The sequence below is a fragment of the Pseudomonas sp. TH37 genome (assembly GCF_016650735.1).
GTDB lineage: Bacteria > Pseudomonadota > Gammaproteobacteria > Pseudomonadales > Pseudomonadaceae > Aquipseudomonas > Aquipseudomonas farris.
This window is the reverse complement of record NZ_JAEKFD010000004.1, coordinates 452,928-477,027: the sequence shown is the minus strand read 5'-3', so window position 1 is coordinate 477,027 and position 24,100 is coordinate 452,928. Positions and strand designations below refer to the sequence as shown.

17 protein-coding genes are annotated in these 24,100 nt (G+C 59.4%); 7 read left to right on the top strand and 10 right to left on the bottom strand.

What is annotated here, in order from left to right:
* Positions 1 to 183 precede the first annotated feature (183 nt).
* Complete coding sequence (locus JFU11_RS14235) at positions 184 to 525, bottom strand: DUF3077 domain-containing protein (RefSeq protein WP_123720332.1); 342 nt, start codon at positions 523 to 525, stop codon at positions 184 to 186.
* A 129-nt stretch (positions 526 to 654) separates the two neighbouring features.
* Here JFU11_RS14235 and JFU11_RS14230 point away from each other — a divergent pair, with 129 nt between their 5' ends.
* Positions 655 to 1,320 (top strand): S24 family peptidase, encoded by a 666-nt coding sequence (locus JFU11_RS14230; RefSeq protein ID WP_201060945.1) that lies wholly within the window; start codon positions 655 to 657, stop codon positions 1,318 to 1,320.
* A gap of 39 nt (positions 1,321 to 1,359) precedes the next feature.
* Here the strand turns inward: JFU11_RS14230 and JFU11_RS14225 are convergent, their stop codons facing one another.
* The 4 genes from JFU11_RS14225 to JFU11_RS14210 are packed head-to-tail and all read right to left on the bottom strand — an operon-like array spanning position 1,360 to position 6,927.
* A complete protein-coding gene (locus JFU11_RS14225) occupies positions 1,360 to 3,315 on the bottom strand; it encodes an acetyl/propionyl/methylcrotonyl-CoA carboxylase subunit alpha (RefSeq protein ID WP_201060944.1) in 1,956 nt (651 codons plus the stop codon).
* On the bottom strand, positions 3,315 to 4,130 hold the full coding sequence (locus JFU11_RS14220) for a gamma-carboxygeranoyl-CoA hydratase (protein ID WP_123720329.1): 816 nt from the start codon (positions 4,128 to 4,130) through the stop codon (positions 3,315 to 3,317). Before JFU11_RS14220 ends, JFU11_RS14225 begins: the two co-directional genes overlap by 1 nt.
* Before the next feature lie 13 nt (positions 4,131 to 4,143).
* Positions 4,144 to 5,751 carry a carboxyl transferase domain-containing protein gene (locus tag JFU11_RS14215; RefSeq protein WP_201060943.1) on the bottom strand — a complete coding sequence of 536 codons (1,608 nt, stop codon included), beginning with the start codon at positions 5,749 to 5,751 and terminating at the stop codon, positions 4,144 to 4,146.
* 12 nt (positions 5,752 to 5,763) lie between these two features.
* Positions 5,764 to 6,927, bottom strand: coding sequence for an isovaleryl-CoA dehydrogenase (locus tag JFU11_RS14210; protein WP_008014292.1), 1,164 nt, complete (start codon positions 6,925 to 6,927; stop codon positions 5,764 to 5,766).
* 327 nt (positions 6,928 to 7,254) lie between these two features.
* Here JFU11_RS14210 and JFU11_RS14205 point away from each other — a divergent pair, with 327 nt between their 5' ends.
* Entirely contained in the window at positions 7,255 to 8,952 is a 1,698-nt protein-coding gene (locus JFU11_RS14205) for an AMP-binding protein (RefSeq protein WP_201060942.1), read from the top strand.
* A gap of 306 nt (positions 8,953 to 9,258) precedes the next feature.
* On the top strand, positions 9,259 to 10,188 hold the full coding sequence (locus JFU11_RS14200; RefSeq protein WP_123719003.1) for a transposase: 930 nt from the start codon (positions 9,259 to 9,261) through the stop codon (positions 10,186 to 10,188).
* A gap of 682 nt (positions 10,189 to 10,870) precedes the next feature.
* Here JFU11_RS14200 and JFU11_RS14195 read toward each other — a convergent pair.
* From JFU11_RS14195 to JFU11_RS14185, 3 genes are all read right to left on the bottom strand, one after another.
* The gene (locus JFU11_RS14195; RefSeq protein ID WP_201060941.1) at positions 10,871 to 11,770 is read right to left on the bottom strand and encodes a hydroxymethylglutaryl-CoA lyase; all 900 of its coding nucleotides are present in this window, start codon (positions 11,768 to 11,770) and stop codon (positions 10,871 to 10,873) included.
* A 176-nt stretch (positions 11,771 to 11,946) separates the two neighbouring features.
* Positions 11,947 to 12,345, bottom strand: a complete 399-nt coding sequence (locus tag JFU11_RS14190) for a MerR family DNA-binding transcriptional regulator (RefSeq protein WP_052967733.1) — start codon at positions 12,343 to 12,345, stop codon at positions 11,947 to 11,949.
* Positions 12,346 to 12,541: 196 nt separating this feature from the next.
* Complete coding sequence (locus tag JFU11_RS14185; protein ID WP_123720450.1) at positions 12,542 to 13,471, bottom strand: LysR family transcriptional regulator; 930 nt, start codon at positions 13,469 to 13,471, stop codon at positions 12,542 to 12,544.
* Positions 13,472 to 13,640: 169 nt separating this feature from the next.
* On the opposite strand from JFU11_RS14185, the gene JFU11_RS14180 reads away from it, so the two are divergent.
* A complete protein-coding gene (locus JFU11_RS14180; RefSeq protein WP_030130892.1) occupies positions 13,641 to 14,870 on the top strand; it encodes an acyl-CoA dehydrogenase in 1,230 nt (409 codons plus the stop codon).
* Positions 14,871 to 15,133: 263 nt separating this feature from the next.
* On the opposite strand, the gene JFU11_RS14175 is transcribed toward JFU11_RS14180, so the two are convergent.
* Positions 15,134 to 16,474 (bottom strand): phosphate ABC transporter substrate-binding/OmpA family protein, encoded by a 1,341-nt coding sequence (locus JFU11_RS14175; protein ID WP_201060940.1) that lies wholly within the window; start codon positions 16,472 to 16,474, stop codon positions 15,134 to 15,136.
* Positions 16,475 to 16,626: 152 nt separating this feature from the next.
* Positions 16,627 to 17,439 (bottom strand): exodeoxyribonuclease III, encoded by an 813-nt coding sequence (gene xthA, locus JFU11_RS14170; RefSeq protein WP_123721998.1) that lies wholly within the window; start codon positions 17,437 to 17,439, stop codon positions 16,627 to 16,629.
* Between the two features lie 332 nt (positions 17,440 to 17,771).
* Between xthA and JFU11_RS14165 the strand changes: the two genes are divergently transcribed.
* From JFU11_RS14165 to JFU11_RS14155, 3 genes are all read left to right on the top strand, one after another.
* Positions 17,772 to 18,422, top strand: coding sequence for a GNAT family N-acetyltransferase (locus tag JFU11_RS14165; RefSeq protein ID WP_123721999.1), 651 nt, complete (start codon positions 17,772 to 17,774; stop codon positions 18,420 to 18,422).
* 65 nt (positions 18,423 to 18,487) lie between these two features.
* On the top strand, positions 18,488 to 20,215 hold the full coding sequence (locus JFU11_RS14160) for an autotransporter assembly complex family protein (RefSeq protein WP_201121310.1): 1,728 nt from the start codon (positions 18,488 to 18,490) through the stop codon (positions 20,213 to 20,215).
* Positions 20,212 to 23,886, top strand: a complete 3,675-nt coding sequence (locus tag JFU11_RS14155) for a translocation/assembly module TamB domain-containing protein (protein ID WP_201121309.1) — start codon at positions 20,212 to 20,214, stop codon at positions 23,884 to 23,886. Before JFU11_RS14160 ends, JFU11_RS14155 begins: the two co-directional genes overlap by 4 nt.
* Positions 23,887 to 24,100 lie beyond the last annotated feature (214 nt).

Sequence of the window (24,100 nt, the reverse complement as noted above, 5' to 3'; positions counted from 1 at the left end):
CGGGTCAAAAACCGTGATTAGCCTGATGAGGAGATAGTCCAGGAGACCGACCTAAGGTCCCTTGGGCCATCGACTGATCTCGCGACCAGTTGATGCAATAATAATCATTATCATTTGCAAGTCAAATGTTTTTATCTGCGCGATTGGAAAATTTTTCCTGTCCTCCTCCAAAGCGCTTCCTCGTCAATCGTTCTGATTGCCCTCCAGGGACCGGTCGACCATCGCCTTGGCCATGTCGATCATGTGCACCGTCGAAAACGCCAGATCCCGGCTTGCGCCCTGCAGCTGGTTGGCTGATTCATGCGCGGTGGCGGCGGCACATCGCAACAGATCCGAAGCATGGACCAGTGCCTCTTCGCTGCTGATGTTACGGTTCACATCGAAGAAACGTTCTTCGCTGACCTCTTCTGACACAGCTGGTTTCAAGTAATAGTCCAGCGCCCGCTGCGCGGCGGCAGAGCCTTTTGGCGAGTTGAGCGTAGTGTCGAATTGCGTGTCAGGCAGGGTAATGCTGGGGATGGTCATGACGATGGCAAGCTCCGTGATAGATTCAAATCCGTGAGCCCAGCTTAGTACGTACTGTATTTGTGTCTTGAATTTAAATACTACAATTTGTGTTTTGTTGGTCGGAGTACCCCACGTATCGTGCCGCACATGGATAAATGGATTGAATTGGTCAAGGCCAAAATGAGTGAACTCAAAGTCACTCAAGAGATACTCGCCGAGCGCATCGGAATGTCCCAGGGCGGCGTCGGCCATTGGCTGAATAAACGTCGTCAGCCCCGCATCCAAGAGATGAACCGTGTCTTGCAGGCGCTGGGAATGGACTATCTGGAAGTCGCGATGGTGATCAGGGAACCGCAGGTCTCACAGGATGAGGAGATCTCTCTGACGCAAAAGTACAACCCGTACTTTCGCTACCCGGTCAGTGACTGGCGGGAAACCGGGGAGGTGCGCGACGGGGAGTTATCGAGCTACGGCGCTTCATCGGCTGTCAGCAAGCCGCGCTTCGAGCTGTCCGATTACCACGCACAGGGCGCGGCGTTCTGGCTGGTGGTGGTTGGCGATGCGATGACCGCACCCTCGGGTGTGAGCATTGCTGCGGACATGTTGATTCTGGTGGACCCGGCCATCGTGCCGGAGCCTGGCAAACTGGTGATCGCCCAATGGCCCGGCAGCGCCGAGGCGGTTTTTCGCAAATTGATCGAAGAGGGCGGGCAGCGTTATCTGGTCCCGCTCAATCCGACCTATCCGAAAGCCCTTTACACCGAAGAATGCCGAATCATCGGCGTAGTGGTTCAGGCGACTGCCAAATTCTAATCAGATCGGTCCTCGCAACGCGTAGGACCGATCTTCATTTCACGCGTGTTCCAACTCCACCAACGCACTGCCTTCGCTGACCATCTCGCCTTCCTGGCAATACAACGCCTTGATCACTCCGGCGTGGGGCGCGCGAATGCTGTGCTCCATTTTCATCGCTTCCAGCACCACCAATTGCGCCCCGGCTTCGACCGTTTGCCCGGCCTCCACCAGCACTCGCACGATGCTGCCGTTCATGGGCGCGGTGAGTCCGCCCTGATGGCTGTGACTGGCTTCGACAGCGCTAATCGGGTCGTACGCCTCGATGCGGCGCAGTTCACCGTCCCATTGCAGATACAGCATATCGCCACGGCGGATTGCCCGATGCTGGCGGCGCAAGCCGTTGTGTTCGGTCAGCAGGTATTCACCCTTGAGCTGTGCGGTATGAACGTCGGCATCGCCCAAGGTCAGCGCCCGGTCTTGCCCTTCGCAACTCAAATGCAGGGTGATTTCTGTCGGCAGTCCGGCACGGAATCCGTTGCCGATACCCCAAGGCGAACTCAGGTCATCAGCGCGGGTCGTGCTCGGCTGGCTCTGGGCAAATGCCTGCGCGGCCGCTTGCCAGAATTCATCGCTGAGGTCTGAAGGTGCTGGCAGCAGTTGTTCCTGATAACGCGGAATGAACCCGGTATCGAGTTCGGCCGCGGCAAACGCCGGATGGCCGATGATCCGGCGCAGGAAGTTGATGTTGGTTTTCAGGCCGCCAATGGCAAACTCATCAAGCATGCTCAGCAAACGCAGCCGCGCCTGTTCACGGTCTTCGCCCCAGGCAATCAGCTTGCCGAGCATCGGGTCGTAGAACGGCGAAATCTCATCGCCTTCTTCGACGCCACTGTCCACGCGACGACCCGGTCCTTCGGCAGACTCGCGGTACAACGCCAGACGTCCGGTGGCCGGTAGAAAATCGTTGCTCGGGTCTTCGGCATACAGCCGCACTTCGATCGCGTGGCCGATCAGCGGCACCTGGTCTTGAGTCATTGGCAGCGCTTCACCGCGAGCCACGCGAATCTGCCAGGCCACCAGGTCGAGTCCGGTGATGGCTTCGGTGACCGGGTGTTCAACTTGCAAGCGCGTGTTCATCTCCATGAAGAAGAACTCACCGCGCGCATCCAGCAAAAATTCCACGGTGCCAGCACCGACGTAACCGATGGCCTGTGCCGAGCGCACAGCGGCTTCACCCATGGCCCGACGCAGTTCCGGGCTCAGACCCGGAGCCGGGGCTTCTTCGACGACTTTCTGATGCCGACGCTGGATCGAGCAATCACGTTCGTTGAGGTACAGACAGTTGCCATGCTGGTCGGCGAACACCTGGATTTCCACGTGGCGTGGCTTGAGCAGGTACTTTTCCACCAACATCCGCGAGTCGCCGAACGACGACTGCGCTTCACGTTGCGCCGAGGCCAGGGCTTCGGCCAGTTGGCTGACATCCTCGACCACTTTCATGCCTTTGCCACCGCCACCCGCCGTGGCTTTGAGCAGCACCGGATAACCGATGCGTTCGCAGGCGTCGCGGAAGGTGTCGAGGTCTTGGGCTTCGCCGTGATAGCCGGGCACCAGTGGTACGCCGGCGGTTTCCATCAAGGCTTTGGCCGCGGACTTGCTGCCCATGGCGTCAATGGCCGAGGCGGGCGGGCCGAGAAAGATCAGGCCGGCCGCTTCGATCGCGCGGGCGAACCCGGCGTTTTCCGAGAGAAAGCCATAACCGGGATGAATTGCCTGAGCGCCGCTGGCTTTCGCGGCAGCGATCAGTTTGTCGATTTGCAGGTAACTGTCGGCGGCTTTGCTGCCGCCCAGGTCGACGCGTATATCGGCTTCGCGGCTGTGCCGGGCGTCACGGTCGGTGGCGCTGTGCACGGCCACGGTGGTCAGGCCCAGAGCCTTGGCGGTGCGCATCACTCGGCAAGCGATTTCGCCGCGGTTGGCTACCAGCAAAGTGGTGAGAACAGGTGCGCTCATCAACGCGGCTCCTTGAGGGTGGTTTCGGCTTGCCAGTTCGGCGGACGTTTTTGCAGGAAGGCGCGCAGGCCTTCCTGGCCTTCGGGACTGACGCGGATTCGGGCGATGGCGTTCTCGGTGTAGCGTCGTAGCGCCGGGGTCAGCGCGCCATGGCCGACTTCACGCAGTAAATCCTTGCTGGCGCGCATGGCCGCCGGACTGTTGAGCAGCAGGTTGTCGATCCACTGATCGACTTTCTGTTCCAGTTCAGCCATCGGGTAGCTTTCCGACAACAAGCCGATTTCCCGAGCCCGCTGCCCGCCGAAACGTTCGGCGGTCAAGGCATAGCGCCGTGCCGCGCGTTCGCCGATGGCTTGCACCACGAACGGGCTGATGACCGCCGGCGCGAGGCCAATGCGCACTTCCGACAGGCAGAACTGCGCGTCGTCGGCACCGATGGCCATGTCGCAGCAACTGATCAGGCCCAGCGCGCCGCCATAGGCCGCGCCTTGCACCACCGCCACGGTCGGGATTTTCAGCTTGGCGAGGTTGTACATCAACTCCGCGAGTTCCCGGGCGTCGTCGAGGTTGGTGTGGTAATCGAGTTCGGCCGATTGCTGCATCCAGGCCAGATCGGCGCCTGCGCTGAAATGCTTGCCGCGCCCACGGATCAGCAGAAAACGCAGACTGGCATCGCTCGACACTTTGTCCAGCGCGAGGATCAGTTCGCGGATCATTTCGGCGTTGAAGGCGTTGTTCTTTTCTTCACGGCTGAGCCACAAGGTCGCAAAACCCCTTGGATCGCTCAGCAGTTCGAGGGTGTTGAAGTCGCTCATGGTTTTCTCCAGATCACATCCGGAACACGCCGAAGCGGCTCGGTTCGATAGGCGCGTTCAGCGACGCCGACAAGGCCAGGGCCAACACGTCGCGGGTTTGCGCCGGGTCGATGACACCGTCGTCCCACAGTCGAGCGCTGGAATAATAGGGATGCCCCTGTTCTTCGTACTGATCGAGAATCGGTTGCTTGATCTCGGCTTCCTGCTCGGCGCTGAAACCATGACCACTGCGCTCGGCCTGCTCACGCTTGACCTGCACCAGCACGCCCGCCGCCTGTTCGGCCCCCATCACGCCGATCCGTGCGTTCGGCCACATCCACAGGAAGCGTGGATCGTAGGCCCGACCGCACATGCCGTAGTTACCGGCGCCGAAGCTGCCGCCGATGATCACGGTGAATTTCGGCACCTTGGCACAGGCCACGGCGGTCACCAGTTTCGCGCCGTGCTTGGCGATGCCACCGGCCTCGTATTTCTGGCCGACCATGAAGCCGGTGATGTTTTGCAGGAACAGCAACGGAATGCCGCGCTGGCAGGCCAGTTCGATGAAGTGCGCGCCTTTCTGCGCGGCTTCGGCGAAGAGGATGCCGTTGTTGGCGAGGATCGCGATCGGGTAACCGTGCAGGTGGGCAAAACCACATACCAATGTCGTACCGAACAACGCCTTGAATTCATCGAACACAGAGCCGTCGACCAGGCGCGCAATCACTTCACGCACGTCGAATGGTTGCTTGGCATCCGCCGACACCACGCCGTACAACTCGTCGCTGCTGTACAGCGGCGCGATCGGCGTGCGTTGTTGCAGTTCACCGAGCTTGCGCCAATTGAGGTTGGCGACGCTGCGCCGGGCTAATGCGAGGGCGTGTTCATCGCTCTCGGCATAGTGGTCGGCGACACCGGAAATCTTGCAGTGCACATCGGCCCCGCCGAGGTCTTCGGCGCTGACCACTTCACCCGTCGCGGCTTTCACCAGCGGTGGGCCGGCGAGGAAGATCGTTGCCTGCTGACGGACCATGATTGCTTCATCGGCCATCGCTGGTACATAAGCGCCACCGGCGGTGCACGAGCCCATGACCACTGCAATCTGCGGAATGCCCATGGCGCTCATGTTGGCCTGGTTGAAGAAGATCCGCCCGAAGTGTTCGCGGTCCGGAAACACTTCATCCTGACGCGGCAAGTTGGCGCCGCCGGAGTCCACCAAATAGATGCAGGGCAGGCGATTTTGCTGGGCGATGGTTTGTGCGCGCAGGTGTTTTTTCACGGTCAGCGGGTAATACGAGCCGCCTTTCACGGTGGCATCGTTGGCGACGATCATGCATTCGACGCCTTCCACCCGACCGATACCGGCAATCACCCCAGCGGCGGGAACGTCTTCGCCATACACCGCGTAGGCCGCCAGTTGGCTTATTTCCAGAAATGGCGAACCCGGATCGAGCAGACGATTGATCCGTTCACGCGGCAGCAATTTGCCTCGCGAGGTGTGGCGTTCTTGAGCCTTCGGGCCGCCACCTTGCTGCACTTGCGCGAGCAGGGTGTGCAGGGCGTCGACCTGTTTGAGCATCGCCGCGCTGTTGGCCGTGAACTCCGCCGAACGGGGGTTGAGCTGGGTATGCAGAATAGCCATGTGCAGCTCCGTTTAGCGGGTTTCGTTGAACAGTTCGCGACCGATGAGCATGCGACGGATCTCACTGGTGCCAGCGCCGATTTCGTACAGCTTGGCGTCACGCAGCAGGCGACCGGCCGGAAATTCGTTGATGTAGCCGTTGCCGCCGAGAATCTGGATCGCGTCGAGGGCCATTCGGGTCGCGCATTCGGCGCTGTAGAGGATGACTCCGGCGGCGTCCTTGCGCGCGGTTTCGCCGCGCTCGCACGCCTGGGCCACCGCATAAAGATAGGCACGGCTGGCATTGAGTTGGGTGTACATGTCGGCGACTTTGCCCTGGATCAGCTGGAATTCGCCGATGCTCTGGCCGAACTGTTTGCGGTCATGGATGTACGGAACGATCAGGTCCATGCAGGCCTGCATGATCCCGGTCGGGCCGCCCGAGAGCACCACACGCTCGTAGTCGAGGCCGCTCATCAGCACTTTCACACCGCCATTGAGCACGCCGAGGATGTTTTCTTCCGGCACTTCAACGTCATCGAAAAACAGCTCGCAGGTGTTCGAACCGCGCATGCCGAGCTTGTCGAACTTGCTGCTGCGGCTGAAGCCTTTCCAGTCGCGCTCGACGATGAACGCGGTAATACCGTGCGGGCCTTTTTCCAGGTCGGTCTTGGCGTAGATCACGTAAGTATTGGCGTCGGGGCCGTTGGTGATCCAGGTTTTGCTGCCGTTGAGCACGTAGTGGTCGCCACGTTTGTCGGCGCGCAGTTTCATCGAGACCACGTCGGAGCCGGCATTCGGTTCGCTCATGGCCAGGGCACCGATGTGCTCGCCGCTGATCAGTTTCGGCAGGTATTTGCTTTTCTGTTCGTGAGTGCCGTTGCGGTTGATCTGGTTGACGCACAGGTTGGAGTGGGCGCCGTAGGACAGGGCGACCGAGGCCGAACCACGGCTGATTTCTTCCATGGCGACGACGTGCGCCAGATAGCCCAGGCCCGCGCCGCCGTACTCTTCCGGCACGGTGATACCCAGCAGGCCCATGTCGCCGAATTTGCGCCACAGGTCGGCGGGGAACAGGTTGTCGATGTCGATCTGAGCAGCGCGCGGGGCGATCTCTTTGGCGACGAAGGACTGAACCTGATCGCGCAGCATGTCGATGGTTTCACCGAGGGCAAAGTTCAGGGATGGGTAGCTCATGGGGCACCTTTTGGCTTTTTTGTAGGGTGGGGAGGGCAGTGATTCGGCTCTCACCTTTACGTTAACGTAAGCCTGTGATGAATAGCTGTCAATCACCCTTTACGTTAACGTCAACTTGGGCGAGAGTAGAGCCAGTTCTGAAAGACCAGCGTCGCACTCTGTGGCGAGGGAGCTTGTGTGGCGAGGGGGCTTGCCCCCGTTCGAGTGCGCAGCGCTCGCAGATCTTGAGTCCGCTGCGCGGCCCAACGGGGGCAAGCCCCCTCGCCACACAAGCCCGCTCCCACAGGTCGCCGGTCAAACCCACTAATAAAGACAATAGGGGTCGTCATGGATCAACCCAGTGCAAACCCGCAGCGCAGCTATACCCGTGGTTCCCAGGACAAAGCCTTGCTGGCGATGACCATCGGTCAGGCGTTTGATAACACGGTCGCGCAATACCCGAACGGGGAGGCGCTGGTCGTGCGCCATCAGCAGTTGCGCTACAGCTGGCAGCAGTTGTCAGAAACCGTCGATCTGCACGCCAGAGCGTTGTTGGCGCTGGGCTTGCAGGCTGGTGACCGGCTCGGCATCTGGGCGCCGAATTGTGCCCAGTGGTGCATCAGCCAGTTCGCCAGCGCGAAAATCGGCGTGATCCTGGTCAACATCAATCCGGCTTACCGCAGTTCCGAACTCGAATACGTGTTGAAGCAGTCCGGTTGCCAATGGTTGGTCTGTGCCGGGGCTTTCAAGACCTCCGACTATCACGGCATGCTGCAAGGGCTGGTACCGGAATTGGCGGAGCAATCCATCGGCCAGTTGCAGAGCGAACGCCTGCCGGAACTGCGCGGGGTGATCAGCCTGGATGAGCAGCCGCCATCGGGTTTCCTGCCGTGGTCGCAGTTGACCGATCTGGCGGCCAGCGTGTCGGTCGAGCAATTGCGCGAACGTCAGGACAGTCTGCATTTCGATCAAGCGGTAAACATCCAGTACACCTCCGGCACCACCGGATTCCCCAAGGGCGCGACCCTCAGCCACTACAACATTCTCAACAACGGTTACATGGTCGGCGAAAGCCTCGGGCTGACGGCCAATGATCGGCTGGTGATTCCGGTGCCGCTGTATCACTGCTTCGGCATGGTCATGGGCAATCTTGGCTGCGTCACCCACGGCAGCACCATGATTTACCCCAACGACGCCTTCGATCCATTGCTGACGCTGAGCACCGTCGCCGAAGAAAAAGCCACCGCGCTTTACGGTGTGCCGACCATGTTCATCGCCATGCTCGATCAACCCAAGCGCGCCGAGTTTGATTTGTCGAGCCTGCGCACCGGGATCATGGCCGGGGCGACCTGTCCGATCGAGGTAATGCGCCGGGTTATCAGCGAAATGCACATGAGCGAAGTGCAAATTGCCTACGGCATGACGGAAACCAGCCCCGTGTCTTTGCAGACCGGTCCGTCAGACGAGCTGGAATTGCGTGTCACCACCGTTGGCCGAACCCAGCCGCAACTGGAAAGCAAAATTATCGACGAGGCGGGCAACCTGGTACCGCGCGGCACCATCGGTGAGTTGTGTACTCGGGGCTACAGCGTGATGCTCGGCTACTGGAATAACCCGCAAGGCACCGCCGAGGCTATCGATGAGGCGGGCTGGATGCACACCGGCGATCTGGCGAGCATGAACGACGAAGGCTACGTGTGCATCGCCGGGCGTAACAAAGACATGATCATCCGCGGCGGTGAGAATGTTTACCCAAGGGAGCTGGAAGAGTTCTTCTTCACCCATCCGGCGGTCGCCGACGTGCAGGTGATCGGCATTCCTTGCTCCCGCTACGGCGAAGAGATCGTCGCCTGGATCAAATTCCACCCCGGCCACAGCGCCACCGAGCAGGAACTGCAAACCTGGTGCAAGGAGCGCATTGCACACTTCAAGACGCCGCGTTACTTCAAGTTCGTCGAGGAGTTTCCGATGACGGTGACCGGCAAGATCCAGAAGTTTCGGATGCGAGAGATCAGCATTGAGGAGCTGCGCAGTAAAAACGCCTGACGCATAACCAGTGTGGGAGCGGGCTTGCTCGCAAATGCGGGGGATCAGTCACCATTAGTATTGACTGACACACCGCATTTGCGAGCAAGCCCGCTTGTGTCTTGGGCAGGAATTAGACTGAGGGTGAGAGCGGTGAGTGGCAAGCTGAATGCCCGGAGTGCTTAAAGCACGTGTGGGAGCCCATGCTGCCATTCACCTCTCCGCTCTGGTTATTGAGCCCGAACAGTTGAACGAGCCGACCTCGAACATTACAAGCGTGGTGCCCAGCCAGAGCGCTCTCACCTTTGAGTGTAAGAGGGTTCGGCTATGTTTTCCTGCGCAGGCATCGATGTTTCCAAAGATACCCTTGAAATTTGGATTAACCCGCAAGACATTGGCGCCAGTTACCTCAATACCGCCAGTGACTTCCTTGGGCTGATTGATTGGTTAAAGCGCTACCAGGTCAGCCGCGTATTGCTGGAAGCCACCGGCGGCTATGAGCGAGAGGTCATGAAAGCGCTTCAGGCTGCCGGCTTCGAAGTCTTGCGGATCAACCCTCGCCGAGCCAGAGACTTTGCCAAGGCCATGGGGCAGCGCGCTAAAACCGACCCGATAGATGCGCGGCTGCTCGCGCAGTTTGCCGAAGTCATAAAGTCGCCAAGCAACCGAATCACCAGCCCTGAACAGGACAATTTACGTGCGCTGGTACAGCAACGTGAAAACTTTGTTCAGCAACATGGCGACGATTTACGGCGCCTCAAAACAGCCTCTGCTGACACGGTAAAACCCTGTCTGCGAAGTCATATCGACTATTTATGCCAAGCAATAAAGTCGATAGAAAGGTTGATCCGTCAAACTGCTAAAGACCTGGACAGTGATAAAACGGCCCGTTTGTGTTCGGTCAAGGGTATAGGGCTCGTGACGGCAGCCAGCTTGATGGCCTATTTACCTGAGCTGGGCGAGGTTGGACGGCACGAGATCGCAGCGCTGGCAGGCATAGCCCCCTACAACGACGACAGCGGCAAACATGAAGGCCCCCGCCACATTGGCGGTGGCAGGTTTGCTGCGCGTCGGGCGATGTACATGGCGTGCTGGGTGGTGATTCAGCGACAGCCTGAGTTCAAAGCGCGGTATGACGCACTGCGTCATAAGGGCAAATGCGCAAAAGTAGCGCTCATCGCCTGTATGCGCGTGTTGTTGATACGGCTGAACGCCATGATCCGAGACCGAACTGAGTGGAAAGAACCCTTGGCCTAAACGGGTCGCGGTGTTCCTGTAGGGCATCGCATGGCCTAAAGCTGTGGGAGTTCAGCTGTCTATCAATATGCCTTCAAAATAAAGGTCATCAAGACAGTTGCTCCCACATTTGGATCGAGAAAAACCGAAAGGCAAGAAAGCACAAAGGGGAGCCGAAGCTCCCCTTTAATTTTGTCGTACGTGCTCTTTTTTTATTATTGAGGGGCGGTCTGTTGTTGTTTTTGGTAACCGTGGCCCTTTACCGCTGTTTTTGTCGATCCCCATCCGGGATCAAGAGCAAACGTATTTTTTTGAGCGCTGATCTACTTTTTCGCTAAGCGATCCAACCAGTTCGGGAGCTACCTGAAGGTAGTTTTATTGTTCTCTGCCCGGTTGCGGGTTACTTCGAAAAGCACCCTGAAAAGCACATCCTCTCCAAAAAAATCTGTTAGCTGCGTCTCTGCCGTGTTGTTCTTGTTATGTCAGAGTCGTTACGTCTTATTTTTATTGGTTTGCAGTTTTTATTCTTGTTATGCCATAGAGATAGCAGAAGCCGTGCCAACTTTTAAAAACCCTTTAAAATCAATACTTTGAGTTTTTCGTAGGATTTTTCATCCAACCCAAACCCGACAATTTGTTTCCGTGTTACTCGTTTCCGCCCACGTTTCAGAACACGCGGTAACACCCGGACACATTCACACTGTCACTGTGCGCTGCGAGCCTTGGCCACGCGCGAACCGGTAGGGCGCCCCAGCACCGCGCAAATCTGTTGGCCGGCCCGAATCAAGGCGTCCAGGTCGATTCCGGTCTCGATACCCAGGCCGTTGAGCAGGTAAACCACGTCTTCGGTCGCGACATTACCGCTGGCGCCTTTGGCATACGGGCAGCCGCCGAGGCCGGCGATGGAGCTGTCGAACACCGCGATGCCTTCCAGCAGGCTGGCGTAGATGTTGGCCATGGCTTGGCCATAGGTATCGTGAAAGTGTCCGGCCAGTTTTTCACGTGGTACGTCAGCCGAAACCACTTCGAACATCTTGCGGGTCGCGCCAGCGGTGCCGGTGCCGATGGTGTCTCCCAGCGAAACCTCGTAGCAGCCCATCGCATAGAGCTCGCGAGCAACCCGGGCGACTTGTTCCGGTGCGATGTCACCTTCGTAAGGGCAGCCCAGCACGCAGGACACGTAACCGCGCACACTGACGCCGTGTTGTTTGGCGGCGTCCATGATCGGCACGAAGCGCTCCAGGCTCTCGCTGATCGAGCAATTGATGTTGCGCTGGGAAAACGCTTCGGATGCTGCAGCGAATACGGCGACTTCCTTGACCCCGGCGGCGATGGCATCTTCAAAGCCCCGCAGGTTGGGGGCGAGGGCGCCATAGGTCACGCCCGGCTTGCGCTGGATTTGCGCGAAGACCTCGGCGGAACCGGCCATTTGCGGCACCCATTTGGGCGAGACGAAACTGCCGACTTCTATATAACCCAGACCTGCGGCTGTCAGCGCGTCGACCAGTTGCACCTTGTCCGCAACGCTGATGGGCTGGGCTTCGTTTTGCAGACCGTCGCGAGGGCCGACTTCGACCAGGCGTACGTGGGTGGGTAGGGACATGGGAATCGACCTGTGCTGATTGTCTGAATGTTCAGAGAACCCTGTGGGAGCGGGCTTGTGTGGCGAGGGGGCTCGCCCCCGTTGGGCCGCGTAGCGGACCCAGGATCTGCGAGCGCTGCGCACTCGGACGGGGGCAAGCCCCCTCGCCACACAAGCCCGCTCCCACAATGGGATTGTTAAACCGCTTGCTGGCTCTTGATCGTTTGCTCCAGCGCCTGGGTACAGCGCTCTTCGGCCGTGTCGAGTTCCAGTTTCATCTGTTCGATGTCCAGCAATTGCTGTTCGAGTTGTTCCCGACGTTCGGCGATTTTCGCCAGCATGCTGTGCAGTTGCTTGGTGTTACCGCTGGAGGGGTCATAGAGCTCGATCAGCTCGCGGCATTCGGCCAGGGAAAAACCAATGCGCTTGCCCCGCAGGATCAGCTTCAGGCTGACCTTGTCACGGGGCGAATAAATGCGTTCCTGGCCACGACGCTCGGGGCTGAGCAGGCCTTGCTCTTCATAGAAGCGAATGGCCCGGGTGGTGATGTCGAGCTCGCGGGCGAGGTCGGAAATGCTATAGGTCTGGCTGCTCATGGAAGCGCTCGAAAAAGGTCATGGCGCTAAGCTAATGGCAGGTTGACGTTTACGTCAAGGGGCATGGATCTTCGTTGGTATCACCGGCCTCTTCGCGAGCAAGCCCGCTCCCACAGGTGACCGCGTTCTCTCAGGGGAATGCGATCAAATGTGGGAGCGGGCTTGCCCGCGAAGAACGATGACGCGGTCAAAAGCCCTACACCTTATCGAACTTCTTCTCATGCGCCGTGACCTGTTGGCACAACTCGATCATCTGCTCGCGCATCCACCGGTTGGCCGGGTCCTGGTCAGTGCTTTCGTGCCAGTAGAGGTGAGTTTCCACCGGCGGAACTTCTTTGACCGGCAGGTTCACCGAGTACAAGTCATGGCGACGGGCGAAGCGTTCCGGCACGGTCATGACCATGTCGGTCTGCTGCAACACCTGGGACGCCATCAGGTAATGCTGGGAGCGCAGGGCGATTTTGCGCTGGATGCCCATTTTGCCCAGGGCCAGGTCGACATAACCCAGACCGCTGCGACGGCTGGAGATATGGATGTGGGTCAGGGACAGATAATCGTCGAGGGTGAATTTCTCTTTGCCCGCCAACGGATGGCCCTTGCGCATGGCGCACACGTAACGGTCCTCCATCAACTTGACGTGACGCACCTGCGGGTCAGTGTTGAGCGGCGCATCCACCGCGAAATCGAGACGACCGGCGGCCAATTCCTTGGTGGTCTCACGACGTTTGGACAGGAAGCTTTCGATGATCACCGTCGGCGCCAAGCGTCGCAGGCGCTGGAACAGCGGCGGCAGGATCACCGCTTCGGTGAGGTCGGTCATGCTGATCCGGTAGGTCTTGACCGCCTGCAACGGGTTGAAGATGCGGCTTTCCTGCACCGACACACGCAGCAAGGAGAGGGCGTTGCGTACGGGGCCGATGATGTTCTGCGCCATTGGCGTGGGCACCATGCCTTGGGCGGTGCGCACGAAAAGCGGATCGTTGAAGGTCTCGCGCAGGCGGGCCAGAGCGTTCGAGACTGCCGGTTGAGTAATGCCGACAATTTGCCCGGCGCGAGTCAGGTTGGCTTCGGTGTAGATCGCGTCGAAGACGATGAAAAGGTTGAGGTCGACCTTGCTCAGATTCATTGCGCTGCGCTCTCTGCTTCTTGTTTTAGGAAGGTGGCTCTATCAGTCGATCATATATCGGTGATGAATGTTAATACACGCCGAGAATAGGCTAGGTAAATTATCAGCGCTGTTCTAGCATCGAATGCATGCCCTGAACAACCTCCCTTAAGTAAGAAGGTAGCTGCCCATGGATTTCGCTTATTCGCCCAAAGTGCAAGAACTGCGTGAGCGCGTAACCGCGTTCATGGACACCTACGTTTATCCCGCTGAGGCGGTGTTCGAACGCCAGGTCGCCGAGGGCGATCGCTGGCAGCCGACGGCGATCATGGAAGAACTCAAACTCAAGGCCAAAGCTGAAGGCCTGTGGAATTTGTTTCTGCCTGAATCCGAACTCGGTGCCGGCCTGACCAACCTCGAATATGCGCCATTGGCGGAAATCATGGGCCGCTCGCTGCTGGGCCCTGAGCCGTTCAACTGCTCCGCGCCAGACACCGGCAACATGGAAGTGCTGGTGCGTTACGCCAATGAAGAACAGAAGCAACGCTGGCTCGAACCGCTGTTGCGCGGCGAGATCCGCTCGGCGTTCGCCATGACCGAGCCGGACGTGGCCTCGTCCGACGCCACCAACATGGCCGCCCGCGCTGTGCGTGATGGCGACGAATGGGTGATCAACGGCAAGAAATGGTGGACCTCAGGGGCCTGCGATCCACGCTGCAAGATTTTGATCTTCATGGGCCTGAGCAACCCGGATGCTCCGCGCCATGCGCAGCACTCAATGATTCTGGTGCCGGTGGATACCCCAGGCGTGAAGATTGTGCGTCCGCTGCCAGTGTTCGGTTATGACGACGCGCCTCACGGTCACGCCGAAGTACTGTTCGAAAACGTCCGGGTGCCGTACGAAAACGTCTTGTTGGGTGAAGGACGCGGCTTTGAAATTGCTCAAGGTCGCCTCGGCCCAGGCCGGATTCACCACTGCATGCGTTCGATCGGCATGGCCGAGCGTGCGTTGGAGCTGATGTGCAAACGTGCGGTCAACCGCACTGCGTTCGGCAAACCTTTGGCGCGTCTGGGCGGTAACATCGACAAAATCGCCGACTCACGGATGGAGATCGACATGGCGCGCCTGCTAACGTTGAAAGCGGCGTACATGATGGACACCGTTGGCAATAAGGTGGCGAAGAGCGAAATCGCGCAGATCAAAGTCGTGGCCCCGAACGTGGCATTGCGGGTGATCGACCGGGCGATCCAGATCCATGGCGGGGCAGGGGTTTCCAACGATTTCCCGCTGGCCTACATGTACGCCATGCAACGCACCCTGCGCCTGGCCGACGGCCCGGACGAAGTGCACCGCGCGGCGATCGGCAAGTTCGAGATCGGCAAGTACGTGCCGAAAGAGATGATGCGTAGCGGGCAGTAAGACTGGTGGGCTTTTGTGGCGAGGGAGCTTGCTCCCGCTGGGGCGCGAAGCGGCCCTGAAATACGGCAACCCGGTTGTTTCAGATGTACCGGGTTGTCTGGTTTCGCGCAGCGGGCACTGACAGGCACCGCGTCATCGTTCATCGCGGGCAAGCCCGCTCCCACAGTGTCCGTGTCGTACACAAAATCTGTGAACACCACTGCAACTGTGGGAGCGGGCTTGCCCGCGATGGCGTCGGCCCATTCAACCCATCAACATCAGATTCAATACACCCAAACCTCAACCCGCCGATTCTTGATCCGCCCCTCATCCCCGCTGTTGGTCGCCACCGGCATCTCGGCGCCGAAACCGCGAATCTCGCGAAACACCACACCGCTTTTCACCAGCTCTCGCCGCACCGCCATGGCCCGCAGTTTCGACAGCAGGTCGGCCCGCGCCGGGTCGCTCTTGGCGTCGCCAAACCCTACCAGCGTCACTTGCCGATTGGTTTTGTCGTGCTGCTTTATATAGTCGAGCACCCGCGACAGATCCTGTCGGGCCTTGTTGTCCAGCGTCGCGCTGCCTTCTTCGAAACGGAAATTCACCGTCAGCCGCTGGGCATGACGGCTGAGCGCCTGATAACCCTCGGGCATCAACGCATTCGGCGTGACCGCCATGGCCTGAACAGTCTGTGCGATAAAGCCATTGGTTGCGACGATCGCCTGGCCTTTGCTGCTTTGGGCAAACTTCACCAAGGCCTTGGCCCAGGGATTTTTCCCGGTCGGCGGTAGGTAAAAAAACAGCCGACGGGATAGCGGGTAATCTTCCGTCGCGATCAGGCTATTGAGCGGCAGCATGGCCTGGGAGTCGCCATCGACAATGGCCACGGCTTTGGCCTGGCGCACATAAGGCAACCCGATGAAGCCGATACCTTGCGGGTCCAGACTGACCGCGTCGGACAATTGCTCGCTGGATTCGAAGCGTTTCGCGTTGCCGCTCAGGGTTTTCCCACGCGGGCTGAGGACCAATTCCTTGAACGTGTCATAGGTACCCGATTGATCATCCCGCGCATAGAGATGAATCGTCCCGCCGGTGCCGCCGAGTTCTTCCCAGGTTTTCGCTTCGCCGCTGAAGATTCGCGCCAGCTGTACGGTGTTGAGTTGCTTCAGCGGATTGTGCGGATGAAGGATGATTGCCAGCCCGTCGATGGCGATGACTTGCTCGGCAATCGGGCTTTTCAGGTCGCCTAGTGGTTCGAGATCCACCCGTTCGCTGTCCTTGATCGGGCGCGACGAGGCTGCGAGATCGGCAGCGGCGTTTTTCAGGGCTTTGAATCCTGTGCTGGAGCCGTGGGCCGCGACTTCCACTTCGACTCGGCGTCCCTGAACGGTTTCGCCGACGATGCGTTGTTCGTTGGCTTTGTCCGGGGCTTCGCGATGAACCTTGAGCAGGCCCTGTTCACGCATCAACCCCTCGACCAGCGCCGGGCCTAATGCCGCGCCAATAGTGTTGGAGCCCTGGATGCGCAGCACCGGACCACGTTCGGGCGTCGGCAAGTCGCCGGCCGATACCGTTAACGGCAGCAGGGCGGCGAGCATCGACAGAAACAACACGCGCAGCGTCATGCCGGCACCTTATAAGCCTGGGAAAGTGCCGGGAGAATAAGTCAGTAAGGTTTCTGAACGATGACAGATCAAAAGATCGCAGCCTTCGGCAGCTCCTACACTGGGTCGGCGTACATCCTGTAGGAGCTGCCGAAGGCTGCGATCTTTTGCTTTTAGCTCAACTCAAGCCAGATCGGCGCATGATCGGAAGGCTTTTCCATCCCGCGCAGATCGTAATCCACGCCGGCATCCTTCACTCGCGGCAACAACCCATGGGACGCCATGATCAGGTCAATCCGCAGCCCGCGCTTGGGCTCATCCTCAAAACCACGGCTGCGGTAGTCGAACCAACTGAAACGGTCGGCAACGTCCGGGTTCAAGTGACGGAAACTGTCCACCAGGCCCCAATTCTTCAGGCGGGCCATCCATTCGCGTTCTTCGGGCAGGAAGCTGCATTTGCCGGTTTTCAGCCAGCGTTTCATGTTGTCCGGGCCGATTCCGATGTCGCAGTCTTCCGGGGAAATATTCACATCGCCCATCACCACAATCGGCTGCTCGTTGCTGAACTGGCTTTCCAGCAACTGCTGCAAATCGCTGTAGAAACGTTCCTTGGCTGGGAACTTGGTAGGGTGATCGCGACTTTCGCCCTGTGGGAAATAGCCGTTCATGATGGTTACCGGCACGCCATTGGTGTCGGCGAAAGTGCCCCAGATGAAGCGTCGCTGAGCGTCTTCTTCGTCAGTGGTGAAACCTTTGTACAAGGCAATCGGTTCCTGGCGCGAGAGCAGGGCTACGCCGTAGTGGCCTTTTTGCCCATGGAAATGCACGTGATAACCCAGTGCCTGAACCTCGGCCAGGGGAAACTGGTCGTCGTGGACCTTGGTTTCCTGCAATCCGATCACATCTGGTTGATGTTTCTCAATCAGCGCCGCCAGCTGATGCGGGCGAGCGCGCAGCCCGTTGATGTTGAAGGAGACGATCTTCATGGTCGGCAGTCCTGGCAAAAGTGCGATGCTAGCTGACATGTAGGAATGGGGCCAGCCTTGGGGTGAGGGGATTCGTTGTGTTCTGTCAGAGATGTGTTGGCAAATCGGGCCTCTTCGCGGGCAAGCCCGCTCCCACAGTGTCCGTGGCGTACACAAAATCTATGAGCGCCACGGATACTGTGGGAGCGTGGCTTGCCCGCGAAGGCGTCAGTTCAGTCGATGAAGATCCTGGCTTGGTCTATACCTTTGTCTGGGGAACTGTGACGCCACCCAAAGGCTCGTACCAATAAGAACGCGGCCTTCTGAGCCGCGCCCAGGGGAGATCTACCGTTATGCCCGAAACCTCGACTGTCATCGCCGATATTCACATGCTCGACAGCGGCTATTCCCGCGAAGCACGTTCCCTGTTGTACCAGGCGTACCGGCACGAGCCGACGTTCGGCTACCTGTTCGAGGCCGAGCGCCCTGGTTATGAACAACGGGTAAGGGCAACGGTGCGCGAACTGGTCAAACAGCACTTTTTGCAGGATTTGCCAGCCATCGGCCTGCTGGTGAATGACCGTTTGATCGGCATCGCCCTGATCGCACCGCCGCAACGCCGCTTGGGTATCACCGAAAGCTGGGCCTGGCGCTTGCGGATGGTGCTCAGCACCGGGTTTCGTTGCACCCGACGCTACCTCGATTACCACGCCGCCGTAATGGCGTGCGTGCCGTCCGATTCGGTACACGTTTTGCCATTGCTGGGGGTTCATCCGCAATTCCAGGGCAAGCACTTCGGCGAACAATTGCTGCAAGCGGTGCACAACTGGTGCGCGGTCGATGAACACTCCCAAGGCGTGATCCTCGACACCGGGAATCCTCGTTATCTGGAGTTCTATAAGCGTCAGGGCTATGAGGAAATCGGCGAAGTGGCAGTAGGACCGATTCTTGAACACGTGTTTTTTCACGCGAATCCGCAGGTGTTACAAACGGCAACAGCATAACGGTAGAACTTTCAGCGCACGCCAGGCTCTATCACGCTCCCAAGCTCGTGATAGCATCCGCGCCTATGAAGTTTCCACGAAGATTTACCAGTGGCGTGCTGATGCTGATCTCCAGCTGCGCGGCGCTGGCGCAAAGTGAATTGGATGTGCGGATCAAACCGTCCAACGATGAACTGAAGGCCAATATAGAGGGCTATATCGGTAGCCTCGGCGATCGCGATGAAGAAGCCTTGCTGCGCTTCAGTCGTGGCGCCGAAGAACAGGCGCGCAAGGCCGCCCAGGCTTTGGGCTATTACCAGCCGCAAATCGACAGCGACGTGAAGGGCGGCAAGACACCGCGCCTGGTGCTGAACATCGAGCCCGGTGAGCCAATCCATTTGCGCAATGTCACGGTGCGCATCGAAGGCCCGGCGGCCTCGTTCAAATCCTTCCGTGTACCCCAAAGCGATCTACTGAAACCCGGCGCGGTGCTCAACCACGGCCGTTACGAGGACGCCAAGCGGTTGATCCAGAACCAGGCCTCGCGCTACGGTTTTTTCAGTGGGCGCTTCACCCGCCAGAAGCTCTTGGTGGACCCGCGTGCCGGCGTCGCCGACATCGAATTGATCTACGACAGCGGCCCGCGCTATGCGCTGGGTAAGGTCAGTTTTGAAGGCGATACGCCATTCGACGAAGACCTGCTGCAACGCATGGTGCCGTTCAAGGCCGGCACGCCCTATGACTCCGAACTGATCGCCGAACTCAATCAGGCGCTGCAATCGAGCGGCTATTTCGAGGGCGTGCGCGTGGATGCGGCACCGATCGCGTCCAAGGACGACGTGATCCCGGTGGCGGTCAAACTGGAAACCCGCAAGCCAAGGACCATGGGCCTCGGTCTGGGCTTTTCCACCGACGTCGGTCCACGGGTCAAAGCCAACTGGACCCGGCATTGGGTCAATCCCCAAGGGCACAGTTACGGCTGGGAAGCCGAGATTTCGGCGCCACGGCAGAACGTCGGGCTGTTTTACGACGTTCCGCTGGATCCACCATTGACCGACAAACTGCGCTTTGCCGGTGGTTATCAATATGAAGAAATCTCTGGCACCGATACCCTCAGCAAACTGCTGACCCTCGGCCCCGAGTGGCACAGCAAGTTGCCCAGCGGCTGGCAGCGGGTGGTGTCGCTCAAGTGGCAACGCGAGGAATACAAACTCGGTGACGATTCGGGGCTCAGCACCTTACTGATGCCCGGCGTGAGCTATTCCTACCTCAAAAGTGACAACCGCATCGATCCGCACAACGGTTATCGCCTGCAATTCGAAACCAAAGTCGCCAAGGAAGGATTGGGTTCGGACACCAATCTGGTCTACGGCACGGCGCTGGTCAAAGGCCTGACCACGGTCTTCGACAAACACCGCTTGCTCGGTCGGGTGCAGGTCGGCGGCAGTGCCACCAACGGCTACAAATCGGTGCCGCCGTCCTTGCGCTTCTTCGCCGGTGGCGATCAGAGCGTGCGCGGTTACGATTACCAGAGCCTGTCCCCGGAAAACTCCGATGGCGACCGTATCGGTGGCCGCTACATGGTGGCCGGCAGCGTCGAGTATCAATACTCTGTCGCCGAAAAATGGCGGGTCGCTACCTTCATCGACCAGGGCAACTCCTTCAACACACTCGAACTGCCGAACCTGAAGACGGGTGTCGGTATCGGCGTACGCTGGGTTTCGCCGGTGGGGCCGATTCGCCTCGACCTGGCCCACGCGATGGACGACGACGGCGGCATTCGACTGCACTTTTCCATGGGGCCTGAGCTGTGAAGCGTGGTTTGAAAATAACGCTGCTGGCGATTCCGGCGCTGCTGATGCTGATCGTGCTGACACTGGTCGCCGTGCTGGGCACTCCGACGGGCAGTCGCTGGGCACTCGGGTTTGTGCCGGGTTTGACCGTGGAAAATTTCCAGGGCCGTTTGGGTGGGCAGTGGAGCGCCGATCATCTGGTGTGGCAGCAGGACAGCAGCCGGGTTGAGCTGAACAAAGCAATTTTTGCCTGGTCGCCGCTGTGCCTGATGCGCATGACGTTGTGCATCGAGCAATTGCAGGCCGAGCAGGTCAGCCTGCAATTCCCGCCGGGCGTGGAAGAGGAAAGCAGCGGCCCGATCAGTCTCCCGGACTTGAAATTGCCGCTGGCCATCGAATTGGGTGACGTCAAAATCGGCCGCCTGCTGTTCAACGGCAGTGAAGAACTCAAGGGGCTGCAACTGGCGGCGCACTGGACCGAGAAGGGTTTGCAGATCGACTCGGTGCACTTGCAGCGTGATGAACTGAGTCTGAACCTGTCCGGTCTGTTGCAACCGAGCGGTAACTGGCCGCTGACCGCTGAAGGCAAACTGACCCTGCCGTCGCCGGGTACCGAACCATGGGCACTGGCCCTGAAGGTCGACGGTGATCTGCTGAAAACCCTGAACTTGAAAGCCGACAGCAGCGGCTACCTGAACGGCCAACTCACTGGCGAGCTGCAACCGCTGGCGGAAAACCTGCCGGCCAAAGTGCGCATCACCGCCGACGGCTTCAAGGCCAGCACCGATCTACCGGATACCTTGCAACTCAATCAACTGGAACTCACTGGCGACGGCGACCTGAAAAACGGTTACCAGTTGCTCGGCAAAGCCACGTTACCCGCAGAGCAAGGCCCGGTTGCGCTGGTGCTGCAAGGCAAGGTCGACGCCAGGGGCGCGCAAATCGCCGGCCTTGATCTGACGGCCAACGACAAACAAAGCCTCAAGCTCACCGGGAAAGTGGACTGGAGCAAAGGCCTGAGTTTTGATGCAAAAATCGATTGGCTGGATTTTCCATGGCACCGTCTCTATCCGCTGATCGACGAGCCGCAAGTAGCGCTGCGCAGCTTCAACGGTGAAGTCTCCTACACCGACGGCAACTACATCGGTAACTTCAAAGCCGCACTGGATGGCCCGGCCGGGGCGTTCAGTCTGAACAGCCCGTTCAGCGGCGATCTGACCAAAATCCACCTGCCGCAATTCAAACTCGAAGCCGGGCAGGGCAAGGCCGAAGGGCACCTGAATCTGCAGTTTGCCGACGGTATCGCCTGGGATACGGCGCTGGACCTCTCGGCAATCAACCCGGCGTACTGGCTCGCGGAGTTGCCAGGCACCTTGGCTGGGCCATTGCGCAGCAAAGGTGAGATGAAGAACGAAACGCTTAGCCTGACCGCCGACCTGGACTTGAAAGGCAAGCTGCGCGGGCAACCGGCGGTGTTGCAAGCCAAGGCCGATGGCGGCGGCGAGCAATGGAACCTCAGCGCGTTGCAGATTCGCCTTGGTGACAACAGCATCAATGGCCAGGGCAGCCTGCAACAGAAACTCGCCGGCCGGATCGACATCAAGATGCCGCGTCTGGCGCAGCTCTGGCCTCAATTGCGCGGTCAGCTCAATGGCCGGGTCGATGTCGCCGGCACGCTCAAGGCGCCCCAAGGCAAGCTCGGCCTGCAAGGCACGCAACTGGCCTTCGAAGACAATCGCCTGCAAAGCCTCAATCTGGACGCCACCCTCGACAGCGCCCAGCGGGCGAAGATCGACCTCAAGGGCGGCGGCATTCAGACCGGCGACACGTCACTGGGCACGTTGACCGCCAGCGGTCAGGGCGACATCAAAAACCAAAAACTCGCCCTCGACCTGCAAGGACCGAAGCTGAAACTGGCGCTCGGTCTCGACGGCACGCTGGATAAGGGCAATTGGCGCGGGCGCCTGGCCAGTGGCGATATCCAGGCTGGTGGTCAGGACTGGAAGCTGCAAAATCCGGCGAAGCTCGAGCGACTGGCGGATGGCAAAATCAACTTCGGCGCCCATTGCTGGATGTCCGGCCCGGCCAGCCTGTGCGGCGAAGACCAGCGCTTGATGCCCGAGCCGAAGCTGCGTTATCACCTCAAGCAGTTCCCCATCGACAGCCTCGCGCAATGGTTGCCGAAGGATTTTGCCTGGAAGGGTAAGCTCAACGCCGACCTGCAACTGGACTTGCCGGCCAGCGGCCCGAACGGCCAGATCAGCATCGACGCCAGTGGCGGCACCTTGCGTATGCGCGAGAAGGAGCAATGGCTGGACTTCCCGTACCAGACCCTGAAACTCACCAGCAAACTCACGCCGAAACGCATCGACACCGACCTCAATTTTGTCGGCGGCAAACTCGGTGAACTGATGGTTCAGGCGCAGATCAACCCGCTGCCGAAGAACAAACCGCTGACCGGTTCATTCCGCCTCAGTGGTCTGGACTTGTCGGTGGCGCGGCCGTTTGTTCCGATGGTCGAGAAACTCACCGGGCATTTGAGCGGCAGCGGCACATTATCCGGCGGACTGCTGGCGCCGCTGGTCAATGGCAACCTCGAGCTGCGCGACGGTGAAATCTCCGGGCCTGAACTGCCGATGGCGCTCGAAGCCTTGCAACTTCAAGCCGTGATTGCCGGCGAAACCGTGCAACTGAACGGCGGTTGGAAAAGCGGCAAGACCGGGCAGGGCAGCCTCAATGGCAACATCGCCTGGGGTCAGGCGCTGGTCGTGGATCTGGCGCTCAAGGGCTCGCACTTACCGGTCACTGTCGAACCCTACGCCGCGCTGGAAGTCGCGCCGGACCTGAAGATCTCCATGAAGGACGACAGACTGGCAATCGTCGGCAAAGTGCTGGTGCCCAAGGGTGAAATCACCGTGCGCGAGCTGCCGCCGTCGACGGTCAAGGTCTCCGATGACACGGTGATCGTCGGTCAGCAGACCGAAGAGGGCAAACCGCCGATGGCCATGGCGATGGACATCGATGTAGTGGTCGGGCAGGACAAACTCAGCTTTGCCGGGTTTGGCCTGACCGCCAACCTGCAAGGTCAGGTGCACATCGGCGACAACATGGACACCCGTGGCGAGCTGTGGCTCAACGACGGGCGTTATCGCGCCTACGGTCAGCGACTGACGGTGCGCCGGGCGCGCCTGTTGTTTGCAGGTCCCATTGATCAGCCGTACCTCGATATTGAAGCGATTCGCCAGACCGACGACATCATCGCCGGCATTCGCCTGAGTGGCAGCGCCGAGCAGCCGACCACGCAGATCTTTTCCGAACCGGCCATGAGTCAGGAGCAGGCTTTGTCGTATCTGGTGCTGGGGCGTCCGCTGAGCACCACCGGTGAAGACAACAACATGCTCGCCCAGGCCGCCCTCGGGTTGGGTTTGATGGGCAGTTCGGGGGTGACCAGCGGGTTGGCCAAGGACTTGGGGATTCAGGATTTTCAGCTTGATACCCAAGGCAGCGGCGCCAACACCGCCGTGGTGGCCAGCGGCAACATCTCGGAAAAACTCAGCCTGCGTTATGGCGTCGGCGTGTTCGAGCCGGCCAACACCATTGCCTTGCGCTACAAACTGAGCAAAAAGGTCTACCTCGAAGCCGCCAGCGGCGTGGCCAGTTCGCTGGACATCTTCTACAAGCGGGATTTCTAGGCCCGCGTTTTCTTCCAGATACCGCATCGCCCCAATCGCGGGCAAGCCCGCTCCCACAGGTTCAGCGAGATCCTTGTGGGAGCGGGCTTGCCCGCGATGGCGTCAGAGTGTTCACCGCAAAAACATCGCCATTTATCAACTAAATAGAAAGCAACCTAACTATTGCGTTGATATTCTCTGCCTAGGCAGTAACATCTCGACATACATTCTCTGC

Coding starts and splice junctions, on each gene's coding strand:
- JFU11_RS14235 (WP_123720332.1), bottom strand. CDS start 525: ATGACCATCCCCAGCATTACCCTGCCTGACACGCAATTCGACACTACG.
- JFU11_RS14230 (WP_201060945.1), top strand. CDS start 655: ATGGATAAATGGATTGAATTGGTCAAGGCCAAAATGAGTGAACTCAAA.
- JFU11_RS14225 (WP_201060944.1), bottom strand. CDS start 3,315: ATGAGCGCACCTGTTCTCACCACTTTGCTGGTAGCCAACCGCGGCGAA.
- JFU11_RS14220 (WP_123720329.1), bottom strand. CDS start 4,130: ATGAGCGACTTCAACACCCTCGAACTGCTGAGCGATCCAAGGGGTTTT.
- JFU11_RS14215 (WP_201060943.1), bottom strand. CDS start 5,751: ATGGCTATTCTGCATACCCAGCTCAACCCCCGTTCGGCGGAGTTCACG.
- JFU11_RS14210 (WP_008014292.1), bottom strand. CDS start 6,927: ATGAGCTACCCATCCCTGAACTTTGCCCTCGGTGAAACCATCGACATG.
- JFU11_RS14205 (WP_201060942.1), top strand. CDS start 7,255: ATGGATCAACCCAGTGCAAACCCGCAGCGCAGCTATACCCGTGGTTCC.
- JFU11_RS14200 (WP_123719003.1), top strand. CDS start 9,259: ATGTTTTCCTGCGCAGGCATCGATGTTTCCAAAGATACCCTTGAAATT.
- JFU11_RS14195 (WP_201060941.1), bottom strand. CDS start 11,770: ATGTCCCTACCCACCCACGTACGCCTGGTCGAAGTCGGCCCTCGCGAC.
- JFU11_RS14190 (WP_052967733.1), bottom strand. CDS start 12,345: ATGAGCAGCCAGACCTATAGCATTTCCGACCTCGCCCGCGAGCTCGAC.
- JFU11_RS14185 (WP_123720450.1), bottom strand. CDS start 13,471: ATGAATCTGAGCAAGGTCGACCTCAACCTTTTCATCGTCTTCGACGCG.
- JFU11_RS14180 (WP_030130892.1), top strand. CDS start 13,641: ATGGATTTCGCTTATTCGCCCAAAGTGCAAGAACTGCGTGAGCGCGTA.
- JFU11_RS14175 (WP_201060940.1), bottom strand. CDS start 16,474: ATGACGCTGCGCGTGTTGTTTCTGTCGATGCTCGCCGCCCTGCTGCCG.
- xthA (WP_123721998.1), bottom strand. CDS start 17,439: ATGAAGATCGTCTCCTTCAACATCAACGGGCTGCGCGCTCGCCCGCAT.
- JFU11_RS14165 (WP_123721999.1), top strand. CDS start 17,772: ATGCCCGAAACCTCGACTGTCATCGCCGATATTCACATGCTCGACAGC.
- JFU11_RS14160 (WP_201121310.1), top strand. CDS start 18,488: ATGAAGTTTCCACGAAGATTTACCAGTGGCGTGCTGATGCTGATCTCC.